Source organism: Mucilaginibacter angelicae, from assembly GCF_042434235.1.
GTDB classification, from domain to species: Bacteria; Bacteroidota; Bacteroidia; order Sphingobacteriales; family Sphingobacteriaceae; genus Mucilaginibacter; species Mucilaginibacter angelicae.
In genome coordinates this window covers 177510-192171 of record NZ_JBHLTS010000080.1, presented here as the reverse complement: position 1 = coordinate 192171, position 14662 = coordinate 177510, and the positions used below count along the sequence as shown (strand labels likewise).

Genomic DNA, 14662 nt, shown 5'->3' with positions numbered 1-14662 from the left:
GAGGCTGGCTAATACAGTCAAGCCTAAAACCTGCATGTTTAAACCGCTGAAAAAGTGTTTTTTATACACGGAAAACAGTATTTTTACAAGTGTTTTTTGCAGTTTTTCAACTGTTTTTGTTGATGTGCAGAAAACTTTGGCACAATGAGGAAAACGTTAGTTATTGGTTGGCTTGTTATACTTTTTGCTGTTGTTGGCGCATTATTTTGGTATAATGAGTTGCAATATCAGTTGCCCACGCCTATCCCCGAAAACTACAAAGCGGTAAAACAAGGCGCAATAGTCTCCATTAATCCAAAGCATTTTAAAGACCACAGCAAGCCGCTGTTCCTGCACTTTTTTAACCCGGATTGCCCCTGCTCGAGATTTAATATGAAACAGTTTAAAGCCATTGTTGAGCAATACCGCGGGCAGGTAAATTTTGCCATTGTGATCATGAGCAGCAAACATTTTACCGAAAGCGAAATCCAGGATAAGTTTGGCATGAAGCTCCCGGTAATATTTGATCCTTCGGTTGCCGAAGCATGCGGGGTTTATTCAACACCACAGGTTGCGCTTATTGATACCGCAAGCAAATTGTACTATCGCGGTAACTATAATATAAGCCGGTACTGTACCAACGAAAAAACAAGCTTTGCCAAAATAGCAATTAACGGTTTACTTGTTAACAACACCCGCCTTACATTTAATAAATTGGCACTAATTTCATATGGCTGTCGCTTGCCCGATTGTCATAATTAACATACCCCTAAGTTTTCAATAATAGTGACTGCAGCCATAGCCCATAACATTAATTTCCAAACCGAGATCAAAGACCGCTCAGACAGGTTGATGAATTACTTTCTGCCTGTGCATTTTGCAGTTGGTTTGGCACTGGCCTTTTTTTATGATACCTGGCTTATAGCCTTTGGTGTTGGCGGCCTTTGCCTGCTGGCCTATTATACAGCAAAAATTGCCCTGCCCCAATCTCCTCTGTATCAATATGTGCTGGCAGCCGTGCTGGGTATTTTTATGGCCCAGTACATTTACCAGATGCACGGCATGTTTGAGATGCACTTTTTTGCCTTTATTTCAAGCGCGCTGCTTATCACCTATCAAAACTGGAAGCTGCAGGTCCCGCTGCTTATAGTAGTTATTATACATCATGCCACTTTCAGCTATCTGCAGGATATAGGCTATGGCAACATATTTTTTACCCAGCTCAATTATTTCGACCTGCAAACTTTTGCCATCCATGTATTACTTACCGGGGTCATCATGTTTATATGCGGGCTTTGGGCATATCAGTTGCGCAAGTACAATGAGTTAAGAATAGTACAAACCCTGCAAATGGCCGATTTGCAGCGCGAAGCACAATTATCGCTTGAGCGCAAGCATAATGAAGAGGTTTTAGCAGCCGCTAACCAGGAATTAAATCTTTCTAACCAGGAGCTTCAAAAGGCCCGCCTGGCAGCCGACCAGGCCAACCAGGAAAAAAGTATTTTCCTGGCTACTATGAGCCATGAGATCCGTACGCCTATGAATGGGGTTATCGGCATGTCGGCGCTGTTGAATGAAACGGAGCTTAATGATGAGCAGCGCATGTTTACCGAAACCATCATCAACTGCGGCGAAACCCTCATTCATGTGATCAACAATATCCTTGATTTTTCAAAGATAGAAGCAGGCAGTCTCGACCTTGAAAAGGAAGATTTCAACATAAGGCAAAGTATTGAAGATGTGATGGATATGTTTGCCGTTAAAGGCGGACAAATGGGGCTCGACCTGGTTTATGAGATTGATGAAGATATATCGCCCAGCATTATCGGCGATCCGCTCCGGCTTAAACAGGTACTTATAAACCTTGTAAGCAATGCTATTAAGTTTACCGAAAGAGGCGAAGTGGGCATTAGAGTTAGCTGCCTTGAAAAACAAATTGATGGATTGCTGAAATTGCAGTTTGATGTTTGGGATACTGGCATTGGCATTCCGAAAGATAAACTGCACCGTTTGTTCCGTGCTTTTTCACAGGTTGATTCATCTACCACACGGAAATACGGCGGTACCGGCTTAGGTTTGGCCATATGCCAAAAGCTGGTTACGCTGATGGGGGGTACCATAGGTGTTCAAAGCTTACCCGGCGTTGGGGCCAAGTTTTCCTTTACCATCAATGCTTATCCGGGTGAAATATCTCATCAGCAGTCGCCAAGTTTTGACCTTGCCGAATTACATGGTAAAAAGATACTGGTGGTTGATGATAACCACACCAACTTATCTATTCTACAACGCCAGTTTGAAAACTGGAACCTTAAATCTGTGCTTGCCGAATCTGCCGCAGAGGCTTTGGTGGTATTGCAAAAAGATAAAAACATCGACCTGATTATTACGGATATGAATATGCCGGTAATGGATGGAGTTATGTTTGCCCGTATTGCCAGGGAAGAATACAGCCATATTCCTATTATATTGTTGAGCTCGGTAGGTGAAGAGTTTATAAAAGATCAGCGGGCGCTGTTTACTTCTATCATGAACAAACCGATTAAACAACAGGTACTCGGAAAGCAGGTTTTCATGGCACTTAGAAATAATTCGGGCCAGAACGATGATAAACAGGTTAAAGCCAAGCTTTCAGTCGAGTTTAGCGATAAATATCCCTTTAATATTCTTATTGCCGAAGACAATGAGATTAACCAGCATGTTATCAAGCATATTTTAAGTAAGATGGGCTATAAGCCAGGTATAGCCAAAAACGGACTGGATGCCATAAAAGCCCTGCATCAGAATGATTACGGGTTGATATTAATGGATATGCAGATGCCCGTTATGGATGGCCTTGAAGCTACCCGTGTGATCCGCAAAGAAGATATTAAGCAGCCTGTTATCATAGCCCTCACCGCTAACGCCATGACCGGTGACGAGCAGGATTGTTTGGAGGCCGGTATGGATGATTATTTGAGTAAGCCCGTTAAGCTTGATGAGCTGATGAATAAACTATCTAAATGGTATACAGCGGTTAATAACAAGGCGGTTTCGCGTTAGGTGGGGACAATTTTCTCAGGGCTACAATTCTAACTCTAACTGATCTCCGGGCCCAAGCTCTTTATCATCCCGTTGTTTAGCCTGCAGCTCGCCAAAGTTTGAAAGTGAGATGCCTAACAGGCGCACTTTTACATCGTCGACACCTGTAGCAGCCATGAGTTGTTTAGCGGTATTGCTGATCGTCTCCAGGTCGTTTACCGGTGTTGGAAACGATTGGTTACGGGTGATCTGTTTAAAATCGTGATATTTTACCTTGAGGGTAATGGTGCGGCCTTTTAATTCGTATTTAAGCAGTCGGTTATGCACGGTGACAGCTATCTTATCCAGTTCGGTCTCCATCTCTTCAAGCGTAGTCAAATCGTAGGCAAAAGTATCCTCAGCGCCGAGGGATTTGGTTTCACGGTGCGGTTGAACTTCCCGGTTATCAATGCCGCGCACTATCTGATAGTAAAACCTGCCCACTTTACCAAAGTGGCGGGTAAGTTCACTTTCTTCCAGCCGTTTCAGGTCGGCCCCGGTATGCAGGCCCATCTGCTTCATTTTTTGCGCGGTTACTTTCCCCACACCAAAAAACTTTTCGACAGGCAACTGCTCCATAAAGTTTTCGATGCTTGATGGGCCGATGAATTTGAGGCCATCGGGTTTATTGATATCCGAGGCTATTTTGGCTACAAACTTATTGATGGATACCCCTGCCGATGCCGTGAGCTGCAACTCGTCTTTAATGGCTTGCTTAATGAGTTTGGCTATCTCAATGGCCGAGCCAATATCCTGCTTATCATTGGTTACATCCAGGAAAGCTTCATCTAAGGAGAGCGGTTCTATCAGGTCGGTATAGCGGCTAAAGATCTCCCTGATGTGTTGTGATACCTCACGATAAACATTAAACCTCGGCCTTACAAACAAAGCATGCGGACAAAGCTGTAAAGCTTTCTTAGATGACATGGCCGAACGGATCCCAAACTTCCGGGCTTCATAACTGGCAGTAGCCACCACACCGCCCCGTCCTTCGGGCAAGCCGCCAACCACTAAAGGTTTGCCCCGGTATTCCGGAAAATCCCGCTGCTCAACCGACGCGTAAAATGCATCCATATCAATATGGATAATTTTACGATGGATATTGGATGATTGCTCCGTCATGGCGATGAAAGCAAATATAGGTGGGTTGCAGGGTTGCTGCAAAGGGATGTGGTTGGTGCAATGTAAGAATACAGATAGCAGGTTTAAGCTTACCCTCCCTGTTGTTCAAACGAAGGACGCTTGAACATGCAATGAAAAAACTAACTCTCAGTATCCTCCGGCAAAAACTTAAGCTTTTGCTGAAAGTACATATCCCAGCTATGCTGTTGTTTGCGGTCGGTCATGTGAGCGGTATCTTCATCGTAATCGGCATTGAGCTGTTTGTATTTGGCGTCGATGCGGTTAAAGATAGCCATGGCCTCATAGTTATAATTATTGCTGAAGCGGGTACGGCTTACAATACGTAACAGCTCCTGCTGCTCTAAAAAGGCGATGGTGTAATGGCCCTGCTCGTGCTTCAGTATTTCACTGAGTTGCTGTGGCGTGCCAACCCGGCTTTTATCAAGCCATGATTTGTTATTATTAAGGATCAGCCTGATATTAAAGTTGAGTCGGTAGCCCCCCTGCTCACGATGCGCCTGGTAACGGTAATCGATAGTACAATTGGTATAAGCTACAACGCCGCCGGCATTAGCCCGCGGCGTTCCCCAAAAATCATTGGCGGTAAGCTGGTGAAATGATTGTGCCGAAGCCGACGTTATCACCATCAAAATACACATGGCCGTAAGGCCTATCCCTTTCACAATATTTCTTTTCATTTAAAAAAATGGCGGTTTTTAACTTTTACTTTTTGACGTTGTCGGTATGTAAAAGGTTTAAGGCCATCATTTCTTTTAACGTATGTTGCATCTGATCGGTTGAGCCATCAAGGAAAATAACATTCCCTTTTGAATTTTCGGAGAAATGTTTGATGGATTCTGTCCACATGGTGAATAAGATTACCGAAGTATCCATATTGGCTTCGGCCATTTCTTTGGCAGCCACAGTCATACCGCGGGCAACTTCCTCGCGGAACAGCGCTATACCTTGTCCGCGTAACTGAGCCGCCTCACGCTCGGCCTGTGCCGAAATTTTGATGGCGTTACCCTCGGCCTCTGCAGCTTTGGTTTTGGTGATAAGCAGGGCCTGGCCTTCGTTTTCGGCGGCAGCTTTTAAGTTGTTTGATGCAACAACCTGGCTCATTGATTTCATGATCACCTCATCAAAAGTAATATCGTTTAACTGTAGATCCTGCAGGTGGTAGCCCCAGCCTTCCAGTATCACATCCAGCTGCTCTTTTACGTGCTCAACAATATCACGGCGTAATATCAGTACCTCGCTCTGGCGCTTGGTTGCTACGAAGGCCCGGATTGAACCTTCAACCGTGCGGATAAGGGCCTGCATCAGGTTGCGCTCATCAACAAATTTAAAGGCAACATTCTTGATGGTTTCTTCCTGCTGATCCAATACGGAGTAAAGCAGCATGGCCTTAAAGTAAACATTGGCCTGGTCGTAAGTTACCGCCTGGAACTCCAGCTCAACGGAGCGGTTCTGGATGGAAATCTTGGAGTAAATGTTTTCGATAAAGGGGATCTTAAAATTAAGCCCCGGTGTAAGGATGCGGCGGTATTTGCCAAACACGGTGATAACTACTATTGTGCCCTGTTTAACAGACACAAACGAGGTAAAAATGGTAATAAGGATGACAACGAAAATAGCTATCGTTATCAATGATCCAAATGATTCGGGCATGGTTCGGTTTATTATGTTTAAAATAAAAGTAACATTAATTATTGGTGTGTTATTTGTTTTTTAAAAAATGCTCATAAAAAACAGCACAAACCATGAACTTAAAACGAACTTTTGGAACCATACTGAGCGTGCTCGGTATAGTCGGCCTCATTTATACTGGTATAGCTATCATAAACCATAGCACGCAGGTAACTACCATGGTAGTAATAGGGATCATTTCATTAATATTTTTCACAACAGGTATTAGCCTGGTGCGGAATACCAAAGATGAAGCGGCTTAAATCTTAAATAGACGGTTAGCATTGCAAATCGCATAGTTTACTCACCCGGTCTGCGCTTTGCTGGACCACTCTCTATCCGGCTTTGCCGCAAAGAGGGGAATCGTACAAGCCAGCGCTTTTTTCCATTAAGTTAACGGCTACGGTGATGTCGGGATGAGTAGATACGGCGTTCAATTCCTGCCCCTCTTTTTTATTTACAGGTTCTCGCTCTGAATAACCGGATTAAGGCTGATCTCGCCGGTGTCGGATATAACCAATCCTGCATCGGGGAAATCGGCTTCGGTAAGCTCCCTGATCCGGATTGCAGCGCGGTTAAGCGAATCAAGCTCAAGGCCTTTATCATGCGCCTGTCGCAGGGATATGATGCGGCCGTTCAAAAACTCTCCATTTTTGTTCAGGTGCAGTTTTAGTAAGGGGGCCAGCCCGCAAACACCGGCTACACTCACACATTTATAAGTACAAAAATTACCCAGGCTGTAAGCAATTAACCGGTTTTTGTAAACCTCCATTGCCCGGCTTACATGGGGGCCATTGCCAAATATTACATCAGCGCCGGCATCAATTGCGTTATGCGCAAAAGCATGCACATCGCCCCGTTTTTCGCTGATAAAGGATTCCATAGCAAAAGGCACATGCTCATAAGCTACGCCTTCGCCTCCGCCATGAAAGGATACGATGAGGATATCACAGCGCTGTTTCAGTTCGCTGATAATGCGGGTAGCGTTCTTCAGGTCAAGGATGGGGAGGGTATTGGCATTGGGTGCAAAGGAGCAAAAACCATATTTAATCCCGTTGCGTTCAAATACTGTAGTAGGGTGAGTAAGCAGGCCTCCGTAGTTAATACCTATACTATCGAGCACGCGGGTAGTGCTTATGCGGCCGGTATCTCCAAAATCACCAATATGGTTATTGGCAAGGCTTAATATATCAAACCCGGCATCTTTAAAAACACTGGCATAAGCTGTAGGCATTCTGAACAGGTAGGCCTTGCTTTTTTGATGCAGCTTGTAATGAGCAGGGTTGCCGCCATCAAGCAGGCTGCCTTCAAGATTGCCAAATGTTACATCGGCATTTCTTAATTCATCGGCAATCACATTAAAGCTGTTTCTGGCACTATCGGGCGGGAGGGTGTAATTATTGGGGTAGGATGTTCCGAGCATCATATCGCCAACGGCGGCTATACAAATGGAATCATGCTGAACAACGGCTGCGGCTGTTGTTTTTGTGGTATCGGGTTTAGGTTTGGGAGCAAGGGCCAGCAATTGTTTTTTATTTGGCGGGTGGTTGCACGCCTGTAAAAACAGCGCCAGGCAGGCTGCTGTAAGCAATAAAAATCTCATTATAAAAAAATCCCCTCATTGAAAATGAAGGGACCAAATTAGTTTATTTATTTCAAAATCGTTTAGTTCTTGCTTTCGTCTACGTCGTCGCCCATATCGTTATTACCCATGGATGCCGAACCTTTAAATTCATCCTTAAATGAAGCTAACAACCGGCCGCCTTTATAAAAGAAACGGCTGTAGTAAGCATCGTCAAGGCTGCTGATTGCTACACCCCTTGATGATGCGTGAGCAAATTTATTATTACCTAAATAAATACCTACGTGCGAGATGCTGCGGCTGTGGATTTTGAAGAAAACCAGGTCGCCTTCTTTTAACTCATCTTTACCAACAGGGTTAACCATGCTGAAAATATCGCGTGAGTTACGTTTAATATCAAGGTTAAAAACTTCGCTGTACAATTCTTTAGTGAAGGCTGAGCAGTCAATACCTCTTCTTGAGCTTCCGCCAAAGTGATAAGGGGTACCTATCCAATCGTAAACAAAGTGAAAGAGTTTCATGTTTGAGGTAGCAGATAAAGCAACCCCCATAATTTGGGAAAAGTATGCTTTACCTAAACTTTCCTGATCGTCTTTGTTGTCATCACCGGTGCCCGGGGCACTTTTGGTTTGAGCTTGTGAAGCTACGACGCTGAAAAGTAAGGCAATAGCCAGGGCAAATTTCTTCATTTAATCAGTTTGTTTGTTGAGTTAGGGACAACAAATTGTTTATTAAATCAGACATTATGTCTATTGTGCTCTACAAAGCTATTTATATTTTTCAGAATTGCAAATAAATGACACTTATTTTTCAAAAAATATAAAAAAGTGCTTTTTATTATGCATCAATTTAATAAACAGGCTTTTGTACGCATATCAATGTAATTTGGTTGTAATTATTTGAGGGCTTTTTTAGCTTTCAGATAATCACAACGTTTCTAAAACTTCGTAAAACGATAATTTATTGCCCATGGGTGTGTTTTTTTAAGTTTTATTTTAGCTGTATTGCCTGTGCCAAGCTTATAAGGCCCCGGTTTGTTGATGCCAGACACACTTTAAAGCCGCCAAATAAAATTTTGCAACAATTTGCTTGAGGTTTCGATATTTTGCAGGATATAATTAGATTTGCGCTTTACTCCAAAAAGGTTGTTTAATACATGAGTTCAATCGAAATAAACAAGGACACCTACCTGATGTGGTACGAACAGATGCTGTTGATGCGTAGGTTCGAAGAAAAAACAGGACAATTATACGGACAACAAAAAATCAGGGGCTTTTGCCACCTGTATATTGGGCAGGAGGCTGTTTTGGCCGGAGCAATGTCTGTAATTAAACCTGAAGACAGTATGATCACCGCTTATCGCGATCATGCTCACGCACTTGCTAAGGGGGTAACTCCAAACGCCATTATGGCCGAGATGTATGGCAAAGCTACCGGATGCTCAAAAGGCAAAGGTGGATCTATGCACATGTTTGATAAAGAAAAACATTTTTATGGTGGCCACGGCATCGTAGGCGGTCAGGTACCACTGGGTGCAGGTATCGCTTTTGCCGAAAAATATAAAGGTACCGAGTTTGTGAACATTGCCTATATGGGTGATGGAGCCGTACGCCAGGGTGCACTTACCGAAACCTTTAACATGGCTGCGCTTTGGAAATTGCCAGTAATTTTTGTTTGCGAAAACAACGGTTACGCTATGGGTACTTCTGTTGAGCGTACAACGGTGCAAACGGATATTTACAAATTAGGTTTGCCTTACGGTATCCCTTCATCAGCAGTTGATGGTATGGATCCGGCGGCAGTACACGTAGCAATGGACGAAGCCATTCAGCGTGCACGTGCAGGCGAAGGCCCAACCTTCCTTGAAATGCGTACTTACCGTTATAAAGGCCACTCCATGTCCGATCCGCAAAAGTATCGTACCAAAGAGGAGCTTGAAAGCTACAAGGCAAAAGATCCTCTTGAAGTTACCAAACAAACTATCCTTACTGAAAAATATGCTGATGAAGCATGGTTTGATGAAATGGATGCTAAGATCAAAGCTATTGTTGATGAGGCGGTTAAATTTGCCGAAGAGTCACCTTGGCCGGATGCTTCTGAATTATATACCGATGTATATGTTCAGGAAGATTATCCTTATATCAGGGACTAAGTTTTAAGTCATAAGTACTAAGTCTGAAGTTTATAGTATTTGAAGTCGGATTAAAGACTTCAAACTAAAAGCTTCAGACTTTGGACTTCACGCTAAGAACAAACTATATTTATACTGAATTTATAATACTATCAATATATGGCCGAAGTAGTAAAAATGCCTAAAATGAGCGATACCATGACCGAAGGGGTATTGGCGAAATGGCATAAAAAAGTTGGCGACAAGGTTAAATCGGGCGATGTACTGGCCGAGATTGAAACCGATAAAGCTACCATGGATTTTGAATCGTACCAGGATGGCGTTCTTTTGTACATAGGTATAGAGGAAGGTGCTGCTGCCCCGGTTGATTCTGTAATTGCCATTTTAGGTAAAGAAGGCGAAGATTACAAACCATTACTTGATCAGGCTGGCAGCGGCGCTGCTGCAGAACCAGCTAAAGAAGCTGCACCAGTAGCTGATAAAGCACCTGCCGCTACTCCGGCACCAGCCGCACCAAAGGTTGATCTGTCAAGCATCCCGGCTACGGTGATCCGCATGCCCTTGCTGAGTGATACCATGACCGAAGGCACCATTGAAAAATGGAACTTTAAAGTTGGCGATAAAGTAAAAGCTGATGATTCACTGGCTGATGTGGCAACCGATAAGGCTACCATGGAAGTTGTGGGTTATGAAGCAGGTACCCTGTTATACATTGGCGTAAAAGAAGGTGAAGCTGCTAAAGTAAATGGCATTATTGCTATTGTGGGTAAAGAAGGTACCGATATCACACCTTTACTACAGGATGATGGCGCAGCCCCTGCTGCTGAAGCTGCCCCTGCTGCTGAAGTTAAAACCGAAACAGCCGATGCTGCTCCTGCTGCCGAAGCATCATCAGATGATGACAGCCGCGTAAAAGCATCACCGCTTGCACGTAAAATAGCTAAAGATAAAGGCATCAACCTTAATGATGTAAAAGGCAGCGCCGAAGGCGGCCGCATCATCAAAAAGGATATTGAGGAATATACACCATCTGCTAAACCAGCTGCTGCTGAAGCCGCGCCTGCCGCTGCTCCATCTGCCGCACCTGCTGCAAAAGCGCCAATCGTATTACCAACCTTTACAGGCGAAGAGAAATTTACCGAAAGGAACGTTACGCAAATGCGTAAAGCTATCAGCCGCCGCTTAAGCGAAAGCTTGTTTACTGCCCCGCATTTCTATGTAACCATGAGCATTGATATGGATCAGGCTATTACTGCCCGTACCCGTATGAATGAAATTGCCCCGGTTAAAATTTCATTTAATGATTTTGTTGTTAAAGCTTGTGCTGTAGCCTTGAGGCAGCACCCGGCTATCAACTCAGCATTCATGGGCGATAAGATCCGCACTAACGAGCACGTTCACATTGGTGTTGCCGTTGCGGTTGACGAAGGTTTGCTGGTACCTGTTGTTAAATTTGCTGATGGTAAATCATTAAGCCACATCTCGGTTGAGGTGAAAGAGTTTGCCGGTAAAGCGAAAGCTAAAAAACTGCAGCCAAATGAAATGGAAGGATCAACCTTCACCATATCAAACCTTGGTATGTTTGGCGTTGACGAGTTTACTGCTATTATTAACACACCTAACGCATGTATCCTTGCAGTAAGTGGGATCCAGGCTGTGCCGGTTGTTAAAAATGGTGCCGTAGTACCTGGCAACATCATGAAGGTTACCCTGAGCGCAGATCACCGCGTAGTTGACGGTGCTACAGCTGCAGCCTTCCTGCAAACATTAAAACAATTATTAGAAGAGCCTGTAAGGCTGTTGATATAATTATTGATTTCGGATATCGGATTTTCGATTTCGGATTTGGAAAAGCGATGGGTTTAGGCTCATCGCTTTTTTTGTTTAACACCAAACTGCGGCAACTATAAAATATGTCATTGCGAGGAGCGGGGTGGGTCTGTGCTATGGGGCGACGCGGCAATCGCATGCTATACAGGGCGGCTATGCTTCCGTGCGGTTGCCACGCTGCGCTCGCAATGACATGGTTTTATTAACGGAAGTCTATGTCTGCAAAAAATGACATAATGCCCCAATGATATCAATGACCGATATATTGTATATTCACGGCAAATTTTGATGTATGACACTTTATAGCTTTTTTAAGGAATTTCATTCCGGTTTCAGGTACATTGTTATTGTATTGGTATTGCTGGCCCTTGTACGCGCATTTATGGGCTGGCTGAGTAAAAGGCCTTACGGCGAAGGCAACCGCAAGCTTAACCTGTTTGCCATGATTTCGGTACATACACAATTGCTTATCGGCATCGTTTTATTTTTTATAAGTCCGATGGTGCAGTTTACCAAAGAAACTATGAAGAACAATGTTACCCGTTATTTTACGGTTGAGCACTGGGTTATCATGATCATTGCCATTGCGTTAATAACCATTGGTCACAGCAAATCGAAGAAAGCTGCCACGCCCGAAGCTAAACACAAAGCCATTGCTATTTTTTATTTGATCGGGATTGTGCTCATTGCTGTGGGCATTATGCTGATTCCACAGTAATTCTACGTGGCTAATAGGATTTAGCAAATAAATAATTTCATAAAAAATTTGACAATTCAAATTTCTTTATAAATTTGTGACCACGATGATTAAAAACATACATACAAACAGCTGGTGGCACCAATTAAATTGGCAGCCGGCTTGCGCTTTTTGATCAGAGACGACCTAATCAATTGTGAACCTAAATAGGAAACCCGGCGACCCCAATTCGCCGGGTTTTTTTGTTTTAAGATATTTTGAAAATAACATGAGCACATTTAAAATCATTACTACCTATAAAAAGCTGCTGGCCGACACCACCACGCCGGTGAGTATTTACCTTCGCCTGCGCGATGTATTCCCCAACTCGCTGCTGCTGGAAAGTTCCGACTATCACAGCCGGGAAAACAGCACCAGCTATATTTGCTGTGAGCCATTGAGCGGCCTGGTGCTCAACAACGGCATCCTCAAAAAGCAATACCCCGATGGCAGCCAGGAAACGCATGAGCCAGGAACGTTCGATCTGATAGAACAGATCAACAGCTTCATCGGCAGCTTTGAAACCGATTCGCTCCCGCTCAAAATGATCACCAACGGTTTGTTCGGTTATTTTACCCATGAGGCCGTTGAGCATTACGAAACCATCAAACTAAAACAAAGTGATGATGCCACCCGCCAGATCCCGGTAATGCAGTACCATATTTACCGGTACATCATCGCTATCGATCACTTTAAGAACGAACTCTACATCTTCCACAACCAGCCCGAGGGCGCACCAACCAATGGTGGTATCGAGAAACTTGAATACCTCATCAAAAACAAAAACTTTCCCGAATACAGCTTCAAAAGCAATGGCGATGAAAAATCAAACCTTACCGGCGATGAGTTTATTGCGATAGTGGAGAAAATGAAGCAGCACATTTACCGGGGTGATGTTTTCCAGATAGTGCCCTCAAGAGCGTTTTCACGTACCTTCCTGGGCGATGAGTTTAACGTTTACCGTGCCCTGCGCTCCATCAACCCGTCACCATATTTATTTTATTTTGATTTTGGCGATTTCCGGATCTTCGGCTCATCGCCCGAGGCACAGATCACCATAAAAAATAACGTAGCCAACATATTCCCGATAGCCGGAACTTTTAAACGCAGCGGGGATGATGAGCGGGATGCCGAGTTGGCCCGTAACCTGGAAAACGACCCCAAAGAATCGGCAGAACACGTAATGCTGGTTGATTTGGCCCGTAACGACCTGAGCCGCCATTGCGAAAATGTAACTGTTAAAGCATTTAAAGAGGTTCAGTATTACTCACACCTTATCCACCTGGTATCGCATGTAAGCGGTAAGCTTAAACCCGGCGTATCGGCATTTAAAGTGGTGGCCGATACCTACCCGGCAGGCACGCTGAGCGGCGCACCGAAATACCGCGCCATGGAGATCATCGACGAAAACGAAAATATAAAACGCAGTTTTTATAGTGGAGCGATTGGCTTCCTGGGCTTTAACGGCGATTTTAACCATGCCATCATGATCCGATCATTTTTGAGCAAAAATAATACGCTGCATTACCAGGCCGGTGCGGGCATTGTAGCAGGCTCGATACCAGAAAGCGAATTAAGGGAGGTTGATACCAAGATCTCGGCCTTAAGAAGGGCCTTTGAACTGGCGGAGGAGTTGTAAGCGTCGCCCCCTAACCCCCTAAAGGGGGAATAATAGTTTGTTAATTTAAATTTTGATAGATTTTTAATACATATAGTATAATGAGCGAAAATATAAATACTCCTTCAAGCACCCCCTTTAGGGGGCAGGGGGGGCGGATCCTGATAATAGATAATTACGATTCCTTTACCTATAACCTGGTGCATTTGGTTAATGAGCTTGGCCTGGAGTGCGAGGTTTGGAGGAACGACCAGTTTGCCATTGAGGATGTGGATGCCTTTGATAAGATCATCCTTTCTCCAGGGCCTGGGATACCTTCTGAGGCCGGTTTGCTGTTGGAGGTAATCGAAAAGTACGCCGCTACCAAAAGCATATTTGGCGTATGCCTTGGCCAGCAGGCTATTGCCGAAGCATTTGGCGGCAGTTTGTATAACCTTAACCAGCCCATGCACGGTATAGCCACGCCTATAAAAGTTACTGATGGTGAAGAAACACTTTTTATAGGTTTGCCCGAAAGCTTTAAAGTTGGCCGTTATCACTCATGGGTAGTGAGTGGTAAGGACCTGCCCGATTCATTGCAGGTTACCGCCATTGATGAAGCCGATAATTCCATCATGGCGCTTAAGCATAAACAGTACGATGTAAGGGGCGTTCAGTTCCACCCCGAATCTATCCTGACCGATTACGGCAAGGAAATGATGCAAAACTGGCTAAAGGCTTAGTTTTAAGGAATAATGATAACTTTGAAAAATTAAGATAACAAAACTTTTTAAACGTTCCATCAGGGTCTCTCGCAGAGGACCCTGATGTCTACGCCATGCATGCGGCGAACCGCAGGGTCCTCTGCGAGAGACCCTGCGGAGACAGAACGTGTAAAATATATATTAGGGGATGTTGCGCGTAGGCCGCGTTAGGGAT

The 14662-nt window shown here is 44.3% G+C and carries 13 protein-coding genes; 8 read left to right on the top strand and 5 right to left on the bottom strand.

Translation table 11 applies throughout. The features are described from left to right. Positions 1–144 precede the first annotated feature (144 nt). Both ACFFGT_RS32190 and ACFFGT_RS32185 read left to right on the top strand, forming a co-directional pair. A complete protein-coding gene (locus tag ACFFGT_RS32190) occupies positions 145–741 on the top strand; it encodes a TlpA family protein disulfide reductase (RefSeq protein ID WP_377026625.1) in 597 nt (198 codons plus the stop codon). A 24-nt stretch (positions 742–765) separates the two neighbouring features. After that, positions 766–3018: a response regulator gene (locus tag ACFFGT_RS32185; protein ID WP_377026624.1), complete on the top strand. Its 2253-nt coding sequence runs from the start codon at positions 766–768 to the stop codon at positions 3016–3018. Between the two features lie 21 nt (positions 3019–3039). On the opposite strand, the gene dinB is transcribed toward ACFFGT_RS32185, so the two are convergent. The 3 genes from dinB to ACFFGT_RS32170 form a co-directional block, all read right to left on the bottom strand. Next, positions 3040–4158 carry a DNA polymerase IV gene (gene dinB, locus ACFFGT_RS32180; protein WP_377026623.1) on the bottom strand — a complete coding sequence of 373 codons (1119 nt, stop codon included), beginning with the start codon at positions 4156–4158 and terminating at the stop codon, positions 3040–3042. A 140-nt stretch (positions 4159–4298) separates the two neighbouring features. After that, positions 4299–4856, bottom strand: coding sequence for a DUF922 domain-containing protein (locus ACFFGT_RS32175; protein ID WP_377026622.1), 558 nt, complete (start codon positions 4854–4856; stop codon positions 4299–4301). Between the two features lie 25 nt (positions 4857–4881). Beyond that, positions 4882–5829, bottom strand: coding sequence for an SPFH domain-containing protein (locus ACFFGT_RS32170; RefSeq protein WP_377026621.1), 948 nt, complete (start codon positions 5827–5829; stop codon positions 4882–4884). A 92-nt stretch (positions 5830–5921) separates the two neighbouring features. On the opposite strand from ACFFGT_RS32170, the gene ACFFGT_RS32165 reads away from it, so the two are divergent. Beyond that, positions 5922–6110 (top strand): hypothetical protein, encoded by a 189-nt coding sequence (locus ACFFGT_RS32165; RefSeq protein ID WP_377026620.1) that lies wholly within the window; start codon positions 5922–5924, stop codon positions 6108–6110. 194 nt (positions 6111–6304) lie between these two features. Here ACFFGT_RS32165 and ACFFGT_RS32160 read toward each other — a convergent pair whose 3' ends face one another. Continuing rightward, positions 6305–7450, bottom strand: coding sequence for a CapA family protein (locus tag ACFFGT_RS32160; protein ID WP_377026619.1), 1146 nt, complete (start codon positions 7448–7450; stop codon positions 6305–6307). A gap of 62 nt (positions 7451–7512) precedes the next feature. Then, a complete protein-coding gene (locus ACFFGT_RS32155) occupies positions 7513–8118 on the bottom strand; it encodes a C40 family peptidase (protein WP_377026618.1) in 606 nt (201 codons plus the stop codon). Between the two features lie 467 nt (positions 8119–8585). Here ACFFGT_RS32155 and pdhA point away from each other — a divergent pair, with 467 nt between their 5' ends. The 5 genes from pdhA (at position 8586) to ACFFGT_RS32130 (ending at position 14466) form a co-directional block, all read left to right on the top strand. After that, a complete protein-coding gene (gene pdhA / locus ACFFGT_RS32150) occupies positions 8586–9581 on the top strand; it encodes a pyruvate dehydrogenase (acetyl-transferring) E1 component subunit alpha (protein ID WP_377026617.1) in 996 nt (331 codons plus the stop codon). Positions 9582–9719: 138 nt separating this feature from the next. Next, positions 9720–11369: a dihydrolipoyl dehydrogenase family protein gene (locus tag ACFFGT_RS32145; RefSeq protein WP_377026616.1), complete on the top strand. Its 1650-nt coding sequence runs from the start codon at positions 9720–9722 to the stop codon at positions 11367–11369. A 313-nt stretch (positions 11370–11682) separates the two neighbouring features. Continuing rightward, positions 11683–12108 carry a cytochrome B gene (locus ACFFGT_RS32140; protein WP_377026615.1) on the top strand — a complete coding sequence of 142 codons (426 nt, stop codon included), beginning with the start codon at positions 11683–11685 and terminating at the stop codon, positions 12106–12108. A 247-nt stretch (positions 12109–12355) separates the two neighbouring features. Then, positions 12356–13765, top strand: coding sequence for an anthranilate synthase component I family protein (locus tag ACFFGT_RS32135; RefSeq protein ID WP_377026614.1), 1410 nt, complete (start codon positions 12356–12358; stop codon positions 13763–13765). An 80-nt stretch (positions 13766–13845) separates the two neighbouring features. Next, positions 13846–14466, top strand: a complete 621-nt coding sequence (locus ACFFGT_RS32130; RefSeq protein ID WP_377026613.1) for an anthranilate synthase component II — start codon at positions 13846–13848, stop codon at positions 14464–14466. The last annotated feature ends 196 nt before the right edge of the window (positions 14467–14662 follow it).

Coding starts and splice junctions, on each gene's coding strand:
- ACFFGT_RS32165 (WP_377026620.1), top strand. CDS start 5,922: ATGAACTTAAAACGAACTTTTGGAACCATACTGAGCGTGCTCGGTATA.
- ACFFGT_RS32160 (WP_377026619.1), bottom strand. CDS start 7,450: ATGAGATTTTTATTGCTTACAGCAGCCTGCCTGGCGCTGTTTTTACAG.
- ACFFGT_RS32145 (WP_377026616.1), top strand. CDS start 9,720: ATGGCCGAAGTAGTAAAAATGCCTAAAATGAGCGATACCATGACCGAA.
- dinB (WP_377026623.1), bottom strand. CDS start 4,158: ATGACGGAGCAATCATCCAATATCCATCGTAAAATTATCCATATTGAT.
- ACFFGT_RS32175 (WP_377026622.1), bottom strand. CDS start 4,856: ATGAAAAGAAATATTGTGAAAGGGATAGGCCTTACGGCCATGTGTATT.
- ACFFGT_RS32190 (WP_377026625.1), top strand. CDS start 145: ATGAGGAAAACGTTAGTTATTGGTTGGCTTGTTATACTTTTTGCTGTT.
- ACFFGT_RS32140 (WP_377026615.1), top strand. CDS start 11,683: ATGACACTTTATAGCTTTTTTAAGGAATTTCATTCCGGTTTCAGGTAC.
- pdhA (WP_377026617.1), top strand. CDS start 8,586: ATGAGTTCAATCGAAATAAACAAGGACACCTACCTGATGTGGTACGAA.
- ACFFGT_RS32170 (WP_377026621.1), bottom strand. CDS start 5,829: ATGCCCGAATCATTTGGATCATTGATAACGATAGCTATTTTCGTTGTC.
- ACFFGT_RS32155 (WP_377026618.1), bottom strand. CDS start 8,118: ATGAAGAAATTTGCCCTGGCTATTGCCTTACTTTTCAGCGTCGTAGCT.
- ACFFGT_RS32135 (WP_377026614.1), top strand. CDS start 12,356: ATGAGCACATTTAAAATCATTACTACCTATAAAAAGCTGCTGGCCGAC.
- ACFFGT_RS32130 (WP_377026613.1), top strand. CDS start 13,846: ATGAGCGAAAATATAAATACTCCTTCAAGCACCCCCTTTAGGGGGCAG.